11 protein-coding genes are annotated in these 21,035 nt (G+C 39.3%); 10 read left to right on the top strand and 1 reads right to left on the bottom strand.

What is annotated here, in order from left to right:
* Positions 1 to 302 precede the first annotated feature (302 nt).
* The 7 genes from FIB07_02930 to FIB07_02900 all read left to right on the top strand — a co-directional run bounded on the left by FIB07_02930 (position 303) and on the right by FIB07_02900 (position 9,525).
* Positions 303 to 899 (top strand): hypothetical protein, encoded by a 597-nt coding sequence (locus FIB07_02930; protein NJD51800.1) that lies wholly within the window; start codon positions 303 to 305, stop codon positions 897 to 899.
* A 181-nt stretch (positions 900 to 1,080) separates the two neighbouring features.
* The gene (locus FIB07_02925; protein ID NJD51799.1) at positions 1,081 to 2,370 is read left to right on the top strand and encodes a hypothetical protein; all 1,290 of its coding nucleotides are present in this window, start codon (positions 1,081 to 1,083) and stop codon (positions 2,368 to 2,370) included.
* A gap of 4 nt (positions 2,371 to 2,374) precedes the next feature.
* Complete coding sequence (locus FIB07_02920; GenBank protein ID NJD51798.1) at positions 2,375 to 3,112, top strand: septum site-determining protein MinD; 738 nt, start codon at positions 2,375 to 2,377, stop codon at positions 3,110 to 3,112.
* A gap of 2 nt (positions 3,113 to 3,114) precedes the next feature.
* The gene (locus tag FIB07_02915) at positions 3,115 to 3,720 is read left to right on the top strand and encodes a hypothetical protein (protein NJD51797.1); all 606 of its coding nucleotides are present in this window, start codon (positions 3,115 to 3,117) and stop codon (positions 3,718 to 3,720) included.
* Between the two features lie 51 nt (positions 3,721 to 3,771).
* A complete protein-coding gene (locus FIB07_02910) occupies positions 3,772 to 5,538 on the top strand; it encodes a hypothetical protein (GenBank protein ID NJD51796.1) in 1,767 nt (588 codons plus the stop codon).
* A gap of 80 nt (positions 5,539 to 5,618) precedes the next feature.
* Positions 5,619 to 7,883 (top strand): hypothetical protein, encoded by a 2,265-nt coding sequence (locus FIB07_02905; protein NJD51795.1) that lies wholly within the window; start codon positions 5,619 to 5,621, stop codon positions 7,881 to 7,883.
* Positions 7,884 to 8,037: 154 nt separating this feature from the next.
* Positions 8,038 to 9,525: a radical SAM protein gene (locus FIB07_02900; protein NJD51794.1), complete on the top strand. Its 1,488-nt coding sequence runs from the start codon at positions 8,038 to 8,040 to the stop codon at positions 9,523 to 9,525.
* Here FIB07_02900 and FIB07_02895 read toward each other — a convergent pair.
* Entirely contained in the window at positions 9,491 to 9,958 is a 468-nt protein-coding gene (locus FIB07_02895; GenBank protein ID NJD51793.1) for a thioredoxin family protein, read from the bottom strand. The two genes, FIB07_02900 and FIB07_02895, sit on opposite strands and share 35 nt — an antisense overlap.
* A gap of 137 nt (positions 9,959 to 10,095) precedes the next feature.
* On the opposite strand from FIB07_02895, the gene FIB07_02890 reads away from it, so the two are divergent.
* The 3 genes from FIB07_02890 to FIB07_02880 all read left to right on the top strand — a co-directional run bounded on the left by FIB07_02890 (position 10,096) and on the right by FIB07_02880 (position 21,013).
* A complete protein-coding gene (locus FIB07_02890; protein NJD51792.1) occupies positions 10,096 to 11,511 on the top strand; it encodes a cytochrome c biogenesis protein ResB in 1,416 nt (471 codons plus the stop codon).
* Positions 11,498 to 12,349 (top strand): c-type cytochrome biogenesis protein CcsB, encoded by an 852-nt coding sequence (gene ccsB, locus FIB07_02885; GenBank protein NJD51791.1) that lies wholly within the window; start codon positions 11,498 to 11,500, stop codon positions 12,347 to 12,349. Before FIB07_02890 ends, ccsB begins: the two co-directional genes overlap by 14 nt.
* Before the next feature lie 123 nt (positions 12,350 to 12,472).
* Entirely contained in the window at positions 12,473 to 21,013 is an 8,541-nt protein-coding gene (locus FIB07_02880) for a CxxxxCH/CxxCH domain-containing protein (GenBank protein NJD51790.1), read from the top strand.
* Positions 21,014 to 21,035 lie beyond the last annotated feature (22 nt).

Genomic DNA, 21,035 nt, shown 5'->3' with positions numbered 1-21,035 from the left:
AAATAGGCTTAGCTTGCGCTTTTATTATTTCGGTAGTGATCCTTTTGATTACATTTTTTTCACTTTATATTGACCTTTTTAATAAATCAAACTATATTTATGCTTTAATTGATATATTAATAATTCTTATATGTTCTGGTGCAATATATTTTAGCATCAATATTTTTAAAAGAAAAATCATTGCTGATATTTTGATAGATACGGCTTTTCAGGATGGTGTTTATGCAAGATTGCGTCCTCTAATGGAGAACATTGCACAATCTCATGTTGATACAAATATTATTCTCGGGCGCCTTGAGAATATGGATTTAAAAGTCCAGAATATCTTAAAACAAGGGTACACAAGAGAGGTAAAATCACGTGAATTCATGGAAGAGCCCATTGCTGTTGGTACTTCTATAAAATTTGCTATTAAAACAATGTTTTTATTATCAGTGACAATGGCTGCATTTATATTTTTTATTAACTTCCAGATCATCGGTTTAACAAATTACGGCATTCTTTTGATCTTTATTATGTGGTGGGTATTTATTACAAAAGAATATAATTTATGGAAAGACTCTATGGCATGGGGTATGGTTTTTTTCCCTATACTTGTAGTACCTGTTTCAATAACATTACTCTTAAACCTGTTAAATTATAATGTACTGCTTGCCATAATATATCTCTCTGTTGGAATATATACATTGACTTATTACCTATGGGCTATATATATGACAACCGGAAGCCTTCCATTTATAGGAATAAAGAAGCAGGAACCAACGACAAGTGAATTTTTCGCTACACAGGATAAAGGGATGTTACAGGAAATGGTGGGTATTGCATTTTCCCAACTTAAAAAAAGATTAAAAGAGGATGTTGAAAAAGAGGAAACAAATTTAGCCTGGAAAAATAAGTGAAAAGTGTTATTATCTTTCCAAATAACTAAATATATATATTCCTTTAGCAGTATCTATTATTCATGAAAATGGAATTCTTTATTTTATGCCAGAATTGTGATAGTATCAACAAATATATATTACTAAATTGAAAATAGCATTTTATCAAAATCTTTATAACTAAAGTTGAAGAACTTTACACATGAATTATAAGCTAGCCATCATAATAATAATTTTCATATTAATGTCTTCTCCCTCGATGGCAATGGACAATGCATATGCAAGGATAGTTTATAATGTAAGAGGATTGCAGGATTATGATTTGCACTGGAATGACAGGTTTCCTCCAGGAAGTATCATGAAAATATATGTGGAATCAAATGGGATTAATCATAGGCGCCATGTAGCTGTTGATTATGTTTTTCTAATTAAAGATGCAAATGACAATATTGTAGATACTTCATCTTTGAGTAGTAAATATGATGATTACAGGGAAAATGATTTTGTCGTATACTCAAAGAGTATCCCACAAAGCTGGGAAGACGGAGTATATACAGTACAAATCCATGTTTTTGATCTGCTTAATGATTCCCTGATGAATGATTATTATTTTAACCTTACAGAATCGTATTTGAATGGCTCAGGAATACCGGATATACCTGAAATTAATCGAAGCGATATATTAGGTGATCAAAATCAACTTATAAACATAAGTAAAACATTTTATGTGGATAGGTACGCAAACAAATATCCGGTAGATAGATTCAGAGTTGAAAATATAATCCTTGACAGGTACAGCGTTGCACCAAAAGAACAAATTCAAATCAGTTTCAATGTTCTGAATACCTTTTATGATAAAGGTTCAACCCCGGTTTTGATATTATTGGATGGCAAAGAAATAGGTAATACTACGATAGAACTTGAAGGTTACAAATCCCGTAATGTTACTACCATAGTCTCATCCGATATCGTAGGAGACCATTTGATAGAGATAATTCCTATAGGACCTAATGCAATGGGATTAAATAATTCTGCATTCTTCAGCATAGTTCCAGAGAAAATAGTTGAAAAACCCACTTCATTTAATATTAAGGATTTACAGATAGATAAATTAAGTGTTATTCAGGGTGAGACCGTAACTATTTCTGTGACCGTTGAAAATGTCGGTAAAGAAGGTTCTCAACCTGTGGAACTGTTAATTAATGATAAACTTGAAGAACAAAAAGAAGTTTTCCTGAATTTTACCGAGACTCAAGATGTAAAATTTAATGTAACGAAACCTGAACCGGGCGCTTACAGGGTTTCAATAACAAATACATCTCTAAGCAAGATATTTTTTGTAGAATCCCCTGAACAGGTTACGAATGCAACAAATATTTCAATAATATCTATAGAAGAAAAAAAACCAGAGCTTAAATACATAATTGGTCTTTCAATACTTATAATATCCATAGTAGCATTAAGATTGTATTTAAAATGGAAGTTAAAGTGAGAAAATGGCTCCAAAAATCATTGCTCTAGCATCAGGGAAAGGCGGTGTTGGAAAAACAACCGTTGCACTAAATATCGGGTTTGCATTAGCATCTTTGAACAAAAAAGTTTTAGTTGTGGATACTGATATATCCCTCCCAAACCTGGATCTATATACCGGTCTTGAAAAGCCTATGATAACTCTTCTTGAAGTGCTTAATGGTTCATCAGATGTCAGGAATGCAATATATCAAATCCAGATGGGACTAAATATTTTACCATGCGGCTCTTCACTTCAGGCCCTGAAAGATGTGAATATGGACAAATTAGGTGAAATTATATCTGAGCTTAAGAATTCGGATTATGATTTTATAATTCTTGATGTTCCTGCAGGTCTTTCGAAGTTCAGCATATTGCCTGTTACTTATTCAGATGAGGTAATATTAGTTGTTAACCCGGAACCTGCTTCTATATCGGATGCGCAAAAAGTCAAAGGTGTTGCAGGTCTTGCCGGCCTGAATATAACAGGAATTATTGTAAATAAATATAAAAAGAGTATATATAATGACCTTGGAGTAAAGCTGGGATTACCCGTAATAGGTGTTATACCGGAAGATGATTCTATCATTAAATCCAGGGATACAAAAAAACCTCTTATCCTGCTGAAACCAAAATCACCATCTGCAAAGGCCTTGATGAAAATAGCAAAAAAGATCGGTGGGATTCCTGAGAAAAAAAGTATTTTTGCCAGGTTGTTAAGATAAACATGGAAAAATCGAAAGATAAAGATGTTTTAAATTTTTTTATGGATGATAGCCCATGGCTAACACCAAAAGATGTAAAACAAAAAACTCCAAAGAAACAACCTGAAGAAAATATAATAAAATCACAAAAAGCAGAAACCAGGCAGGATGAAGAAAAAACCATACAAAAAGAAGGTCCGGTTGTCCAGGTCCGGAGAATCAGGGAAAATAACTATCAGGACAATACGGAAAATGAAGATATAGTTTTTGGAGAAGTGGACTATGCCATTCTGAAATCTGTAACTTATGGCTTTAAGACCATTAAAGAAATATCAAATGCACTCCAAATCAGGAGTCCGGTAGTCGAGAAACATATATATAAACTTATTAAGGATGGTTTTATAAAATATTTTCAATTCTGTGTAATTACATCTAAAGGTAAAAATGTGATCGAAGAATTTGAAACTGGCAACCCGGAAGAGGTCTGGAGACCAATCATTGAATTTATTGAAATAGTTATTGAAAATAGAAAGGAACGAAATATAAAGATCCAAAAATCAATTGATTTGATACTTGTCGTTTCAGTAATAATATTAATTATTTTGATTATTTATTTCGGGGTTTTATAAAGAACTTTCAAATTTTTGTATATATTTGAATTATTAGCAGGCAGGCAGAAAATGAATATTATTAAAAAGATATTGAATTACTTCGATTCCAATCCAATTCCATTATTTGTATTTACCAGTTCATTTTTCATTCTTCTCACCTTTGCAGGAACCCGGTTATTTTTATCTGACGAGGGGGTGATATTAGATCAGTTTTATAATTTAATAAACGGTTCTTTAGCTATTAAAATTGCCAAGATAAACACAGAAAAAGGAATTTTTATAGTAGTTGGTAATAACCTTTATGGATTATTCAGTTATTCTTTACTTATTTTATCTTTACCTGTATATTATATATTAAAAATAATCGATAATTATTATGGTGCACATCTTTTAATATTGCAGTTATGGGCATTAAGCGGTGGGATGATCGCTTATTTTATTATGAAGTATAAGAAATCAGGTAATGCTTTAAAAATCGGTGTTTTATCGTCTGGAATTTTATTTTTATCCAATTGGTTTTTCTTTGAACCCATTTATTTTCCAAAATGGGGTGAACTGATTTCTATAGAATTTACTAATATTATAATTACTTCGCTTATTGCATTGATCATTTATAAATTATTTAACATTTTTTTTGGAAATAAAATTGCATTATTCGCCTCTTTTTTTGTGATCCTTGCTACCCCGATTTCATTTTATGCCATTACACTTAAACACCATAGTTTAACTTTATTTTTTACGTTATTATCCATTTATTATTTTTATCAACATTATGAAACAAAACAAAATAAATATATATTTATTTCTTATGTTTTAGCAGGATTATGTATCTGGACACGAATTTTAGACGGTACTGTACTTCTAATATCGCTTATAGTAATGCATTTTATTACCGTTAAAAAAATAAATATTAAATATGTATTATCTGTTTTATCAATCATTTTGATATCGTTAATACCCTATTTGATCTTTAATTATTTGATTCTCGGAACCCCGTTTTCAATTTTAGAAAATACTCCGCTGACAGATGAAGGAATAACACTGGAAACGTCAAAGGATTTCATTTTACTTGATAACAATGGGAATAATAAGCAAAGTGAACTTCTGGACAAACTCGGATATAAATGGAATTCAATAAATGAATCTTTTATAGGAATTATTTTTTCTGTTTTATTTATTAAATTGAATAATACATTCGGTGTTTTTTTGGTTAGTCCATTTTTAATAATTGCGCTTGCATTTATTGTTTATATGGGTAAGTCCAGGATCAAACTAAATATATTGGATAAATTTTTCTTTGTATATATTGCAATACTTCTGGGCGCATATAGTTTATTATATATATTATTAAATATAAATTTATTCGGTTCTATAATAACAGATACCCCTGCGGTACTTGAATACAGGTATCTTCTTATGATATATATTATATTACTTTATTTTATATTGAGAATAGATAGAATAAAGGAACTGATCGAGGTTGAATTCAAAACAATAGCCATAGTATATGGAGTATTAATATTATTGGGTAGTATCTATTTTATAGAACAATTCCCTGTACGATTCATGTATTTATATTATTATGTTTCACAATTAACAGCGGTATTTTTGTTAATTGTTGTATCATTAAATATTTTAATAAAAAATGAACGATTTTTTGTAATTACGAAGAAATTAACTATGTTTTTTATATCTTTATCAATAGCTGAAGCGTCTTTTTTGATGCTTTTTTATTACTGGGTCGTAAGCATGACATATATATCGCCTTCACAGAATTTTGCTATATTGCCGATATTGGGGAATATTTTAAAATGGATGTATCAAATATTTTTATGATATAAATTAATAAACACGTTTGGAAAGGTTTATAATATATGCTGCCATTGTTCGATCAGGATAAATTGGGATAGTTGATTATGAGGACATTCTTGCAGTTAAGCCGTTTATGGGAAAAAAAATTAAAAAATCGTGGGAATAAAATTGTAGGTCCATTTTTATTTACTGTATTGGCAATAATATTTTTAGCTGCGATAATATCCATAACCAATGCCCCGGAAACAGGTTACTCACCCACAAGTGAAAGGTGTATATCGTGTCATAATGATACTACCTTCCCGAATGATACAAATGGTGATGGTGTACTGGCTCCATATAAAAGGCCGCATAACAATACCGTGATGTGCGAATCCTGTCACCTTACAAATCCTCATACTCTTGGTTTCATACAAACTAATGGTTTATATGGAAGCAAATCCACTGCTACCTCATGCCCCGGATGTCACCAGGGTAATATCTCTAATATGAATTTTACTTCAGCTCCTAAAATCCCTGTTAATTTCACACATAGTAATAAACCGTCAAACGGAACACGATGGGGAAACTACTGGAACAATACAGAACCCAGGACTGCATGCAAATTCTGTCATGATAATACACTTCATAATACTACTCCAATAGGCAGAATACTTAATTGGACATCGGATAAGCAATATGCCTCTTGTTCAGGTTGTCATTATAAAGGAGATTCAAATTGGAGTTTTATGAAATCTACTTTTGAATCAGCCGGACTGAATGTCCCGCCAGAAATAACAAATGGAACAAGCTGGAATGGGAATTCCGTTGATTACTTTAATCATACATTGGAAAGTTATGACAATGAGTTCTGTAAATATTGCCATGGTGAATTAGCAGGGAGAAATGCAAGCTTTAAAGACTTCGTGCATAACGTAGCCGAAGCTGAAGGAAGCGAATGTATGGGATGTCATAGAAATCCACAGATTGGGAAAGATGATATTACTTACCCGGCGATAGAATTAGAATCTTTTGGCAAACATTCCAATACGAATACTTCAAGTGGGAATAATGATCTTACAAACGATGATTGCATTACCTGTCATTATGATTTCAACTTTTCAGAGATGATGCTGGGCGGGTTTACAACAAAAACCAAAATATGCACGGATTGCCACACAGAAGGCAATTTCTCTGCTCTGATTATCAAGAACCACAAACCGCCAAAAGTTGATATAAGCGCAGGTGGAAATATAACAACTACCGCATATTGCTCAACCTGTCATAACAACAGCATCAATAAATATGCTTATTCGGTAAATGCAAGTGTTGGTCATTATGGGACAAATGAATCACTTGTAAATACAGTAAACCAGACATCAAAGCCTAGATTCGGTTTCATGTCGCAGGGCGATGCTCAAAATTATAACAAAGATTGTAATAATTGCCACAATCCATCAAATTCAAGCTATGGTAATGCTACACTTATAACAACAGGCCATATTGGCAAAGCAACATGCAATGGGTGCCATGTGGATGGCAGTGCATCGGACCTGCACAATGAAAGCCTGGGCATCCCGGTCACCTTTAATTGCCGCTCGTGTCATACGACATATGCGGACAAATATGGGGCAGCTAACTTGTCAGAGACTAACATGGCCGATTATTCAACATGTGGTGGCAGCAATTGCCATCTTGGAATTAGTAATACTAGTAGTCTGGATACTCTGGAAAAACATAATGTTGACAGGACATTTTCTGGTACAGGAGGTTCTACCGATACAGTCTATTTAAATAACAATGTTTCACTAACTGTTACAAAAGGAACTCCTGTTGAAGTTACAGCAAGGGTTAAAGATGCACTTGGTGCCGCTTCACGTGTTGGTGGGGCTGAATACTATATCGATGTTGATCCCGGCCAGGGAAAAGGAATACCCATGGACGCGTTAGATGGTCTTTATAATGCAGTCAAAGGAAACTGGGAGAGCATTAATGCAACGCTCGATACAAGCAGTCTCTCAGACGGTAACCATACTATATTTGTCAGGGGCATGGATATCGGGAAACAGTGGAGTGCCACAAAGAACGCAACCCTCATTGTCCAGTCAAATGGATTGATCAGCGGTGCAGTAACAAACAATAGTTCGGCAATCGCCGGTGCCTTGATTACAGTTTCTGGCGGGAGCACATTCACATATACCGATATTAACGGTAATTATGCTCTGGCAATACAGTCAGGTACTTATAATGTGACTGCAAGCAAACAACCGGAGTTCTATGATAACACAAGTAATGGAGTTGTTGTTTATCCTGGCAATACGACGATCCAGAACTTAAATCTCATATTGAAACTCAAAGGAATAATAAGTGGGATTGTTACAAGTATATAGGGAGAAGTCCTGGGAGCTTGAAGAAAGAGAAATATTATTTTTTCTAATTTTTCAACAAAGATATTTTATAGTTTGAACTTAATTTGATATACAACAATATCTATTATTGGATAGTATACTTGCAAATTATAATTAGAAGCAATCAGAGGCTTAAATGAAAAAAAAAGTTCTTTTAATTACACCCCCTTACCACTGTGGAGTACTTGAATCAGCCGGCTCATGGATGCCGCTGGGCATGGTATATGTTGCAGGAAGCCTTCAGGATTCAGGTCATGAGGTCAGGATATATGATGCAATGACAAAATTCCATACTTTTGATGATATCAAAAAATACATAATTGAATATTCACCGGATGCCGTGGGGACAGCTGCGTACACATCAAGCCTGTATGATGCTATCTCGATACTGAAGATTGCAAAAGAAGTGAATCCTTCTATAATAACAATGCTGGGCGGTATACACTCTAATTTCTGCTGGGAGGATATCCTCCAAAAGGATGGGGATATCATAGATTTCATAGTGCGCGGGGAGGGTGAGATAACAACAACTGAACTTCTTAATAATGTTTTTGCAGGAAAGGAGTTGGATGTACCGGGAATAGCGTATTCCCGGAATGGAAAGATATTTGCCACAAAAGATAGGCCGCTGATTAAAGATCTTGATACTCTCCCAATGGCATGGAACCTGGTTGAATGGAAGGATTATTCGTTCAAGACCAAAAAAAACTCAACTCTTGCAGTTGTGAGTTCCTCAAGGGGCTGTACACAAAAATGCACCTTCTGTTCCCAGAGGCTTTTCTGGAAAAAGAAATGGAGAGGACGCAGTCCTGAAAATTTCGTAGCTGAACTGGAATACCTGAATGCTACTTATGGCGTGGACGTTGCGATGATAGCAGATGAAACTCCCACGTTTGACAGAAAGCGCTGGGAGAAAATCCTTGATCTTCTTATTGAGAAGAACCTTGATATTGAAATCCTTATGGAAACAAGAGTTGATGATATTCTCAGGGATAAGGATATAATGGATAAATATGTCAAAGCAGGTATCCTCCATATTTACGTAGGAGCAGAATCAGCAAGCCAGAACACTCTGGATATATATAAAAAGAACCTCAGGATCGAGGAATCCAAACAGGCGATCGACCTGATCAATAATGCAGGGATCATATCTGAAACATCATTTGTATTGGGGATGCCGGATGAAACTCCGTCTTCGATCGCTGAGGCGATAAAACTTGCAAAATATTATAATCCTGATCTTGCTTTTTTCCTGGCTATCGCTCCCTGGCCTTATTCAGATATTTATCCTGAACTTGCACCATATATTGAGGAATTTGATTATTCTAAATATAACCTTATTGAGCCCATCGTCAAGCCCGTTAATATGACAAGAGAAGAGCTAAATAAACATCTGCTTAATGCATTCAGGGAATTTTATACGGATAAGTTATCTGCGATCGAAAAGATGAGTGAATTCAAGAAAAATTATATGATCGATGTAACAAGATTGCTTATAAATGATTCTTACCTGGCAAACCAGATGAAAGGTGAAATGCCTCCAGAAGCAAAAAAGTTCATGGAGAAGTATATTAAAAAACCAGAGATGGTTATCGATCCTCCAATTGTTCTAGTATCTTATTAAGTTTAACCATAAACTCATCTTTTGGAATATATCCGGGTACCCTTGAAATCTCTTTTCCATCTTTATCAAAAAAAATCATATACGGGGTAGATCGGACATTCAAGTTCTGAGCAACATTTTTTTGCTTAAAAGTATCTATGGAGATAAGCACAAACTCTTTATTCAGTAATTCGACTATAGTATTATCGGACAATGATTCTTTTTCAAATACAATACACCAGTAGCATGTTTCCGATCTGAAATAAAGAAAAATAGGTTTGCTCTGGTTTTTCGCTTCTTTAATACCTGGCTCTATGGAAGTATGAAACGATACATTTCCAAGCTTAATATAATCTCCTTCCTCTTTTGAAAATGAACCTTGCAGATAAAAAGCAATAAGAAAAAGAAAAATGCCCAGTGCAATAATTGTAGTTATTTTTTTTATCGGTGTCATTTCAATTCGCTACTTTTTATGTTTACATCGTCTGCAAAGTTATTTATAGTTAACTTGTTTTATATGGATTAATTAAATGCCCCTTATATTCCATTTCAACAAACAAGATCCTAAGAATACCAAGGGATGATTTAGCAATGGATTCTAATGTTGCAAAACAAATCACTGCTTTTTTTAAATCCCGAAGGCTTGCCATTGCTCTTATTGTTCTTATAATATTCTTATCAATCCTGGGTACGCATATACCCCAGAAATCGCAGCTCAAGACTGAAGTATATAATTCTTGGGAGAAAAATCATACTACAGAGGCCAAAATTTTTAACCAGCTCGGATTTACCCACCTTTTTTCTTCGTCAATATTCATAAGCATGGCTGCTCTTCTTTTCATGAATACGCTTTTTTGCACAAAGGTTATGTTTAATAACTCAGTAAGACGATTTAAGGTAAATCCGCAGTTTCAAAAACTAACATTTATCAGGAGTCTTGAAAATAACAGGACAATTAAGACCGTGAAAGACCAAAAGGATGCTGCTTTGATAATCAATTCCGTCTTGTCATCAAAAGGTTATAATGTTTCAAATCATGAGAATTTTATATACGCAGAAAGAAACAGGATTGGAGTATTCGGAACTCCATTACTCCATATATGCATACTTTTTATAATTTTGGCAGTAGTCTATGGCAGCACAGGACGGATGGAAGGAGATATGCGATTGATAGAAGGACAGACGCTTTCAGAAGACCATGAAAATTATATGTTCATAAATGAAGGGCCTTTTTTTTATGAAAATCATAAAAAATTCAATATTTCTCTTGAAAAATTCTATCCGGATTATACGGATGATACAGGTACCCCGCGAGGAGCAGCCGGAAAACTTGACATATATGAGAATGACCAGCAGGTGAAGACCGATATTGTTTATTTAAATCATATGATGAGCTACGGGGGCTACACATTCCTCGGGAACGTTTATGGATTGGCGCCATTATTGCTGCTGGTGAACTCTGATGGAACCGTCTATTCAGGGTCATATATAACCGCAACAGACCAGGATGATAGCCAGAGATATGTTTCATATTTTGAACTGGGAGATACAGGACTCGAAGCCGGGATAATGGTATATATGACAGCCCCTTTAACATCCGAAGTCACAGCATCAGACTATGTCGGGCAAACACCTATTCTTTTTATTAAAATATTTGACAGAGGAAAAGAGATTTATGATGGAACGATGAGGTTAAATGAAACTTTAACAATAGGTGATAAAACGCTTGGCTTTTATGATATAAAATACTGGAGCAATTTTTATGTTGTAAAGGATAATAGCGTTTTTCTGGTCATTATCGGATTCGGGCTTATTACACTGAGTCTTTTCATTTCCTTTTTCATAGTTCCAAAAAGAATTTGGGTAGAGATTGTTGAACTTGGAAAAAGCAATGAAAAAGAAATACATATAGGTGGAAAGTCGGATAAGTTCAGGTCATTATATGAAGAAGAGTTTTCAGAAATTGCTAATAATTTAGGAATGAGGTTATCAAATGGCACAGATTGATTGGATATTGTATCTTACAGCTACGACGTTTTATGCATTAAGTTCGATAATATATATCATCTGTTTTGTTTTTAAAAAAGAAGAAAAGATTAAAATCGGCATAAATACTGCAATTGCAGGTTTGTTACTTCACAGTGTTTCTATTGCTCTTCGATGGATCGAAACCGGCCATGGGCCTTATATAAGCATGTATGAAGTCCTTTCAAAGTATGCATGGTTCACTATCCTCATTTTCTTGCTGGTCCAGTACAAATATGAAAAAATAAGGATAACAGGTTTTATCGTGATGCCTGCATCCTTATTAATGATGGCTGTAGGTTCAACATTCTCAAGGGATATCCAGACAGTCTCGGCTTCGCTTCGCAGCTACTGGCTGATAGCACATGTTGGCTTTGCCAGCCTTGCTTTTGGCTCTTTCCTTATTGCAGTAGGCATCGCAATCATATATCTCCTGAAGGAGAAACGTTCAAGGAATGTTGAAACTATTTCACCTGAGGTCGCTTCATTTTATGATAAACTCCCTGATATTAAAGTAATGGATGATCTGATGTACCGGTTCGTTGCTTCAGGCTTTCTTTTTCTTACAATAATGATAGGAGCGGGCGCAGTATGGGCTAACCAGACATGGGGGAGATACTGGGGCTGGGACCCTACAGAGACATGGTCTCTAATCGTATGGTTCACATATGGACTATGCCTGCATCTGAGGATGAATGTTGGCTGGTCAGGGAAGAAGATCGCCTGGTTCATTATATTTAGTATCTTTGTGATGGCTTTTTCTATTTTTGGTATAGGATATGTTTACAGCGGGCTTCATACAACATACCTGGCCACATGAAAAAAGCGAGATGTCGAAAATAGTATTTTCCCATCCTAAATGATCATCATAAGGAAGAGAAAATATATATGATATGCTAGCTTAATTAAATGTTATCTTTATTATTTGAGAGGATAGGCAAAAATGAGAGAAAAAGCAGACATTGAAAAAAAGTGTAGTTTTAACCTTATAAAAATTTTAATTTTCGGAATATTGACATTGCTTCTTTTGAGTAATTTGGCGAGCGCAGCAACCGTCAGATATTATATGAACACTGTTAATGGCGTTGACATAGGTGTTGATGGTCCAACCAATGTTGTATCAGGAACATATGTTACCATCCCGCCAATAATCACAGCATCTATGGATACAACCGGGTTAGATTCAGGAAATGCAAGAACAGGCAGTACTAACTCCCATCCAACGGGATTATATACACATTCAAGATGGTATTTTACTTCAGATTATTCACAACCAACCCAGATAAGTGCAAATCCAGCCGGAAGTGCTTATTTAAGAGGTGCCTCAACAAGTAATACTGCAATTGTGAGGCTTTATGATTATAATCCCGTTTCAGGTACAAAAACGTTAATAGGGTCAAGCCAAACAATAACTCTTACAGGAGGTACAACAACGACAGCTTATTCTTATACTATATCAAGTTCTGCCTACACTGTACCTCAGAATCATAGATTAATGCTGCAATATGATTTCAACCAGCCGGGAAGCACGGATATCGCAAGGGTTTATGCAAGTTCAACGAGTGCTTATATCGATATAGTAGAAACTGCCCAGGCTGTAGCAACATACACCATTTCAGGTTATATCACCAATAAATCCAACGGTTCTGCCCTGAACGGCGCAACAGTCCAGACAAACACCAGCCAATCCACAACCACAAATGCTCAGGGCTATTATATCTTCACAAATTTATCCAACGGATCATATCTTATAAATGCCAGCCTGACCGGTTATGCTACTAATTCTACAACAAGAACCATCAGCGGCGCTAACCTGACAAATGTCAATATCTCTCTATCTCCTGTCCCGACCTACCTTTTATCCGGTTATGTTACCAATTCATCAAATGGCGCTGCGATATCTGGTGCTATTGTTACAACCAATACGAGCTTGAACATTTCAACAGATGGAGCAGGTTACTATTATTTTACAGTTAATAACGGCACATATATAATTACAGCATCAAAAACTGGATATAATCCGAACTCTATCACAAAAACTGTGAACGGAGCAAATCAACCGAATTCGAATATTTCGATAACTTATATGCAACCATCATCCGCTGGAAAAATCCTTGTTTCAGCCAACAGGTACGTGGTGCTTGATGATCCAAAGACAGGTTCTTTTTCAGGAACAGGATTTAAGAACCCAACCAATAATTGGGCTACAGATACCATTACAGGTGTAGAGACTACAATAACGATGTGGGCAATGTTGCTTGATAGCAATGGTAAGCCTCTTGCAAATAAAAATGTTAATTTTACACTTAAAAACCCGGTAGGAACCAACGACTATACTTTCACGAAAGCTACCGATAGCAAAGGTCTTGTAAATGTAACACGCGACCTTAATAACAAGAATTATTACGGAAAATGGCAGATAGTGGCGGATTTTGAAGGACTGAATCAGAGCACATCTTTCATTTACAACTGGTGGGGATGCGGCGGAGGAGCTGGCTGCACAGGACATAGCAGTCAAAGCTGGGCAACAGGAGCAGCAATCAATTCTCCCTATACGACAGGGCATGATGGGGTTGTTGGCGCCAGAAGTACTCACTATAATACAGCCAATGATTGTATGTATTGCCATCTTTCATACAATGGCCAGGGATCAACACCCAGTATGAATACCTCTGATAGGCATAGCAGTATTAGCTGTACCAATAGCAGCTGTCATGGGACAATTACCCAGCATCAAACCAATATGGTAATAGGCTCATGCAGTAATTGCCATAATAGAACAGCAATCACAAAAAAATCAACATTAAATGGAATTCTCTCTAATTATTCCACGACATCGACTTATCATGACCAGAATGCCAGCATTCCATGCATTATCTGTCATGGTCCGATGCATAATATTACAAAACCCGATCCAACTGTGGGTATGTTGAATAATGTAACAGAGGATAGTCAATGTACGACCTGTCATGCAAATTATGAACAGCATAAAGGAAGTGTTAACTGCACACTCTGCCACAGCCAGGATGTGCATGTAATTCAAGTATTATCACAGAGTGCCGGATATGTTAACAAGGGAAGTACCTACCAGGGTAATTGTACCAACTGTCACCAGAACGCCTCATTCTTCAATACTCTTAAATTAAATCCTAAAGCAGGCCCATATTCAGGACCAAATCCGCCGCAAGTACAGATCCCATTAAACCATAGCAATGATTCGTCAGCAGGCCAGAAGTGGAATAATTACTGGACGAGTGGAACAGGCGGAAGCGCACAATTAACTGCCTGCAATTACTGCCATGGTTCTACACAGCATGATTTGAGCGCTCTGGGGAGACCAGCCCAATTTGATGGTAACAATGTTGTTGGCTCAACAATATCAAATACTACCTACTGGTGTTCTTCATGTCACTGGCAGGGATATACCAGCGGTGCAAATACCTACAATGATATGGTGAATATTTTTAACGCCCTGAGGGTACCGCCTGAGATTACTGGCCATGCCACATACGGCGCAAACCAGAGCAAACCCGGTTACTTTAATCACAGCAGTATTGCCAAGGATGATGCGTCATGCCAGGGGTGCCACGGAAGCCTCACATCGAGCACAAATATCACAGGTCTTCTTCATAATGTCGCTCAGGGATTATCAGGAGGACCGGATTGTAAATCCTGTCATGATATCGGCGGCTCAGCACCAAAAGAAGTTGATATAAATGTTCTTAAGAACAGCACACATAGGAACCTGAACCAGGCGTTGACCGATGTGAACAAAGCATGTTATGCATGCCATGGTGACGGAACAGCTCCGGCCAGCGGTCATCCAGAAAATTACAGGAATCCGAAGCTATGTGCTGATTGTCATACCGGTGCAGGAAATTACAGCGCTCCGCTTGTAGCAGAACATAACCAGGTCGGTCAGGACGTAATAACCAATGCAACATGCAATACCTGTCATGACAATAGCGGGATGTTCCTGCCAAATGCAGGAACTAACGGAATGACAACTGCTTTTGTACATTATATTAAGGATGTAACAAACATTTCAACAAGCCCATACCAGCACTTTGGTCCAATCAATACCTCCAACTGTATCGAGTGCCATAACAATGCTACATATTCAAACAATGCAAGCTGGGGTTCCCCGGTGAATATCAGTACAAGCATAAAAAGAAATCATACCGAAACCCTGACAAGCCAGTGTGATGTATGCCACAAAGATAGCAATGTTTCGAGCCTTGCAATCGTGGATTTCCATAATGCAAGTGTACAGGGAGGTTCAGGTAGCTGTACATCCTGCCACTCCCAGCCACCAAGCGGTACGGTCCGGTACAACATGACCGGTGCCCATGACCTGCATAAATCAGCAGGATACGGCAGCATCCCGGAAACAAGCTGTGATTACTGCCATTCAACCGGGGGTAAGAACGAAGCAGGTCATCCTAATACAAATGACAATGCAACAGTAGTCACAAATGCCTCAGCCTCAATAGGGACTTATAACATGAACCCGGCATCAGGCAATGACGATACCTGTAGTGGCGTCTCATGCCACAGCAACGGCTTAAGCAGCGGTGCAAAAGTCGGCATAGCCACCTGGAACACGGCAACAGCAGGAGCATGCAACGAATGCCACTCAACAGTCCCAAGCGGTCTGCCACCAACAGGTAACCATACCAGACATTATACAACAGAAGGCTATAGCTGTGCAGAATGCCATGGAACGAATGCAGATGCAGGTAACCAGACAGGCCATAAGACCAATGCAGTGATCGATATCAACTTCACGAACGTCACAGGCAGCATCAATGCTAGCAAGACATGCTCAGTCTACTGCCACAGCCCTAACCCGAACGATGTCAAGCCCAAACCCACCTGGAACACTTCAAGCGTATCATGTGGTGACTGCCACAGCATCCCGCCGACAATCACAAGAAACAATGTAAATCATACAACAGATACCAACTGTAACGGCTGCCACGGTGCAAACGCAACACTCGGTACACAGACAGGACATATCAACGGAGTAATCGATACCCCGACAATGAGCTGTATCTCCTGCCATGCCCAGCCTCCAAGCGGCACAACACGGTATAATATGACCGGTGCCCATGACCTTCATAAATCCAAAGGTTACGGTACTCTTGAAAACACAAGCTGCCAGTATTGCCACAATAACGCTGGCGGCTACGAACCCGGTCACCCCCAGAATGATGGTGCAGCCGATGTCGCAGCCAATGCCTCAGCCACCATGACCTACTTCCAGAACCTTGCCTCAGGTAACGACGATACCTGTAGTGGCGTCTCATGCCACAGCAACGGCTTAAGCAGCGGTGCAAAAGTCGGAACAGCCACATGGAACACAGCAACAGCAGGAACATGCACAGAATGTCACTCAACAGTCCCAAGCGGTCTGCCGCCAACTGGTAATCATACCAGACATTATACAACAGAAGGCTATAGCTGTGCAGAATGCCATGGAACGAATGCAGATGCAGGTAACCAGACAGGCCATAAGACCAATGCAGTGATCGATATCAACTTCACGAACGTTACCGGTAGCATCAATGCCAGCAAGACATGCAGTGTGTACTGCCACAGCCCTAACCCGAACGATATCAAGCCCAAACCCACCTGGAACACATCAAGTGTAACATGTGGTGACTGCCACAGCATTCCGCCGACAGCTTTCACAACAAGGAACAACAAGACTCATACCTCGGACATAAACTGTAACGGCTGCCATGGTGCAAATGCATCAGCAGGCACACAGATCGGTCATCTCAATGGTGTAATTGATACTCCGACAATGAACTGCCTGTCCTGTCATTCTCAACCGCCAAGTGGAACCGAGAGATACAACATGACCGGTGCCCATGACCTTCATAAATCCAAAGGTTACGGTACTCTTGAAAACACAAGCTGTCAATACTGCCATAACAATGCAGGTGGTTACGAACCCGGTCACCCCCAGAATGATGGTGCAGCAGATGTTGCAGCCAATGCCTCAGCCACCATGACCTACTTCCAGAACCTTGCCTCAGGTAACGACGATACCTGTAGTGGCGTCTCATGCCACAGCAACGGCTTAAGCAGCGGTGCAAAAGTCGGAACAGCCACATGGAACACAGCAACAGCAGGAACATGCACAGAATGTCACTCAACAGTCCCAAGCGGTCTGCCGCCAACTGGTAATCATACCAGACATTATACAACAGAAGGCTATAGCTGTGCAGAATGCCATGGAACGAATGCAGATGCAGGTAACCAGACAGGCCATAAGACCAATGCAGTGATCGATATTAACTTCACAAATGTTACCGGTAGCATCAATGCGAGCAAGACATGCAGTGTGTACTGCCACAGCCCTAACCCGAACGATGTCAAGCCCAAACCTACCTGGAACACATCAAGTGTAACATGTGGTGACTGCCACAGCATTCCGCCAACAGCTTTCACAACAAGGAACAACAAGACTCATACCTCGGACACAAACTGTAACGGTTGCCATGGTGCAAATGCTTCAACAGGTACACAGATTGGCCATCTCAATGGTGTAATTGATACCCCGACAATGAGCTGTGTCTCCTGTCATTCCCAGCCACCAAGCGGTACAGTCCGTTATAATATGACCGGTGCCCATGACCTGCATAAATCCAAAGGTTACGGCACTCTTGAAAACACAAGCTGCCAGTATTGCCACAATAACGCTGGCGGCTACGAACCCGGTCACCCCCAGAATGATGGTGCAGCAGATGTTGCAGTCAACGCCTCAGCCACCATGACCTACTTCCAGAACCTTGCCTCAGGTAACGACGATACCTGTAGTGGCGTCTCATGCCACAGCAACGGCTTAAGCAGCGGTGCAAAAGTCGGAACAGCCACATGGAACACAGCAACAGCAGGAGCATGTACAGAATGTCACTCAACAGTCCCAAGCGGTCTGCCGCCAACTGGTAACCATACCAGACACTATACAACAGAAGGCTATAGCTGTGCAGAATGTCATGGAACGAATGCAGATGCAGGTAACCAGACTGGTCATAAGACAAACGGTGCGATTGACATCAACTTCACAAACGTCACCGGCAGCATCAATGCCAGCAATACCTGCAGCGTGTATTGCCACAGCCCCAACCCGAACGATATCAAGCCCAAACCCACCTGGAACACATCAAGTGTATCATGTGGTGACTGCCACAGTATCCCGCCAACAATCACAAGAAACAATGTAAATCATACAACAGATACGAACTGTAACGGCTGCCACGGTGCAAATGCAACACTCGGTACCCAGACAGGGCATATCAACGGAGTAATCGATACCCCGACAATGAGCTGTGTCTCCTGTCATTCCCAGCCACCGAGCGGCACAACACGGTACAACATGACCGGTGCTCATGACCTTCACAAATCCAAAGGTTACGGTACTCTTGAAAACACAAGCTGCCAGTATTGTCATAACAATGCAGGCGGCTATGAACTCGGTCACCCCCAGAATGATGGTGCAGCAGATGTCGCAGTCAATGCCTCAGCCACCATGACCTACTTCCAGAACCTTGCCTCAGGCAATGACGATACCTGTAGTGGCGTCTCATGCCATAGCAACGGCTTAAGCAGCGGTGCAAAAGTCGGGACAGCCACATGGAACACAGCATCTGCCGGAGCATGCACAGAATGCCATTCAACAGTCCCAAGCGGTCTGCCACCAACAGGAAACCATACCAGACACTATACCACAGAAGGCTATAGCTGTGCAGAATGCCATGGAACGAATGCAGATGCAGGTAACCAGACAGGGCACAGGACAAACGGTGCAATTGACATCAACTTTACGAATGTTACCGGCAGCATCAATGCCAGCAAGACATGCAGTGTGTACTGCCACAGCCCCAACCCGAACGATATCAAGCCCAAACCCACCTGGAACACATCAAGTGTAACATGCGGTGACTGCCACAGCATCCCGCCGACATTGACAAGAACTGGTAGCTCTCATCCTGCTGCAACGCTTGCTGAGTGTGAAGGTTGCCACGGTACTGGAGCATCAACAGGAAACCAGACAGGCCACCTCAATGGAATAGTCAATGCAAATACAGATAGCTGTATAACTTGCCACGGTCTTAACGGATCATCAAATGTAAAGATAGATCCGGCATCCTTTGGTATGCATATAAATGTCAACAGTACAGATGGAAATAATAACCTGACAAACAGCGATTGCGCGACATGCCATTACAATACCACTGATATGGGTTCAAATTATACTGTCCAGGCCGGTGTAAATGTCCGTGTATGCAATGACTGCCACGTGAACCAGGATGTTACCTCACCAGCAGTCAGCGAACACTATCCCGGTGCTAATATTAATGTAACCACAATGAATTGTGAGAACTGCCACAGCAACAGTTTGAATATCCCGGATCAGAATTCAACAGTTAATACAGCAATGGGAAATGTTACACATTACGGTACAACAACGAACCTTGTAACACCAAGCGCAGGAACTTACAATACCGCGTGCAATAACTGCCACAACAGCGCTGTGAATAAGACCAGCTATGGTGTGGTGAATAAGCAGGTAACCATACCTCATACGGGCACAGGTACATGTGACAAGTGCCATGTAGATGGCAGCGCATCTGACCTGCATAATAGTTCGCTTGCTATGCCGGTAACTGTATCATGTAAATCATGCCACACGACATATGCATCAAAATATAATGCACCAAACCTTACAGATACGGCTATGGGCGGTTCCGGTTATACAACATGTAACGGCGGAAGTTGCCATGGCACGGATATTTCCAGCAGCCTGGATACCCTGGCAAGGCATAATGTTGACAGGACATATCCGGGTACAGGAGGTTCTACCAATACAGTCTATCTGAATAACAATGTTTCACTTAGCGTCACAAAAGGAACTCCTGTTGAAATAACATCCATGATCAACGATGCAAATGGTGCTGCTTCACGTGTTGGTGGAGCTGAGTATTATATCGATACAGATCCTGGCCAGGGCAAAGGAATTCCTATGACGGCAGCGGACGGCCTTTATGATGCAAGGCAAGGAAGCTGGGAGAGTGTAATAGCAACACTTGATACAGGCAGCCTCCCGGACGGGAATCACACAATATATGTCCGCGGCGTGGATATCGGTAAACAGTGGAGCACTCCAAAGAATGCTCAGCTTGTTGTCCAGTCCCTTGGATATATCAACGTGACAGTAACAAGCGTAGACGGGCCTGTAGTAAATGCAGATGTATGGATAGATAGCGCAGATATCAAGAAAACGGATATTAACGGCAACTATTCATTTGCAGTCCCAACCGGAACCTACAATGTTACAGTTAGCAAACAGCCCACGCATAACGACAATACAAGCACGGGTGTGGTTGTTACTCAGGGAGACACAACTCTGTTACCGGTATATCTCCAGAAGAAACCAACAGGAATAATTAGCGGCACAGTTACGAATGTATAATATCATATTGTGAATAAGTCAA

It is taken from the genome of Candidatus Methanoperedens sp., assembly GCA_012026795.1.
GTDB lineage: Archaea > Halobacteriota > Methanosarcinia > Methanosarcinales > Methanoperedenaceae > Methanoperedens.
This window is presented reverse-complemented; position numbering and strand designations above follow the sequence as displayed.

Excerpts from the sequence above, each read along its gene's own strand:
- FIB07_02920 (NJD51798.1), top strand. The coding sequence starts at position 2,375 with ATGGCTCCAAAAATCATTGCTCTAGCATCAGGGAAAGGCGGTGTTGGA.
- FIB07_02925 (NJD51799.1), top strand. The coding sequence starts at position 1,081 with ATGAATTATAAGCTAGCCATCATAATAATAATTTTCATATTAATGTCT.
- FIB07_02905 (NJD51795.1), top strand. The coding sequence starts at position 5,619 with ATGAGGACATTCTTGCAGTTAAGCCGTTTATGGGAAAAAAAATTAAAA.
- FIB07_02895 (NJD51793.1), bottom strand. The coding sequence starts at position 9,958 with ATGACACCGATAAAAAAAATAACTACAATTATTGCACTGGGCATTTTT.
- FIB07_02915 (NJD51797.1), top strand. The coding sequence starts at position 3,115 with ATGGAAAAATCGAAAGATAAAGATGTTTTAAATTTTTTTATGGATGAT.
- FIB07_02880 (NJD51790.1), top strand. The coding sequence starts at position 12,473 with ATGAGAGAAAAAGCAGACATTGAAAAAAAGTGTAGTTTTAACCTTATA.
- FIB07_02930 (NJD51800.1), top strand. The coding sequence starts at position 303 with ATGGATTTAAAAGTCCAGAATATCTTAAAACAAGGGTACACAAGAGAG.
- FIB07_02890 (NJD51792.1), top strand. The coding sequence starts at position 10,096 with ATGGATTCTAATGTTGCAAAACAAATCACTGCTTTTTTTAAATCCCGA.
- FIB07_02910 (NJD51796.1), top strand. The coding sequence starts at position 3,772 with ATGAATATTATTAAAAAGATATTGAATTACTTCGATTCCAATCCAATT.
- FIB07_02900 (NJD51794.1), top strand. The coding sequence starts at position 8,038 with ATGAAAAAAAAAGTTCTTTTAATTACACCCCCTTACCACTGTGGAGTA.
- ccsB (NJD51791.1), top strand. The coding sequence starts at position 11,498 with ATGGCACAGATTGATTGGATATTGTATCTTACAGCTACGACGTTTTAT.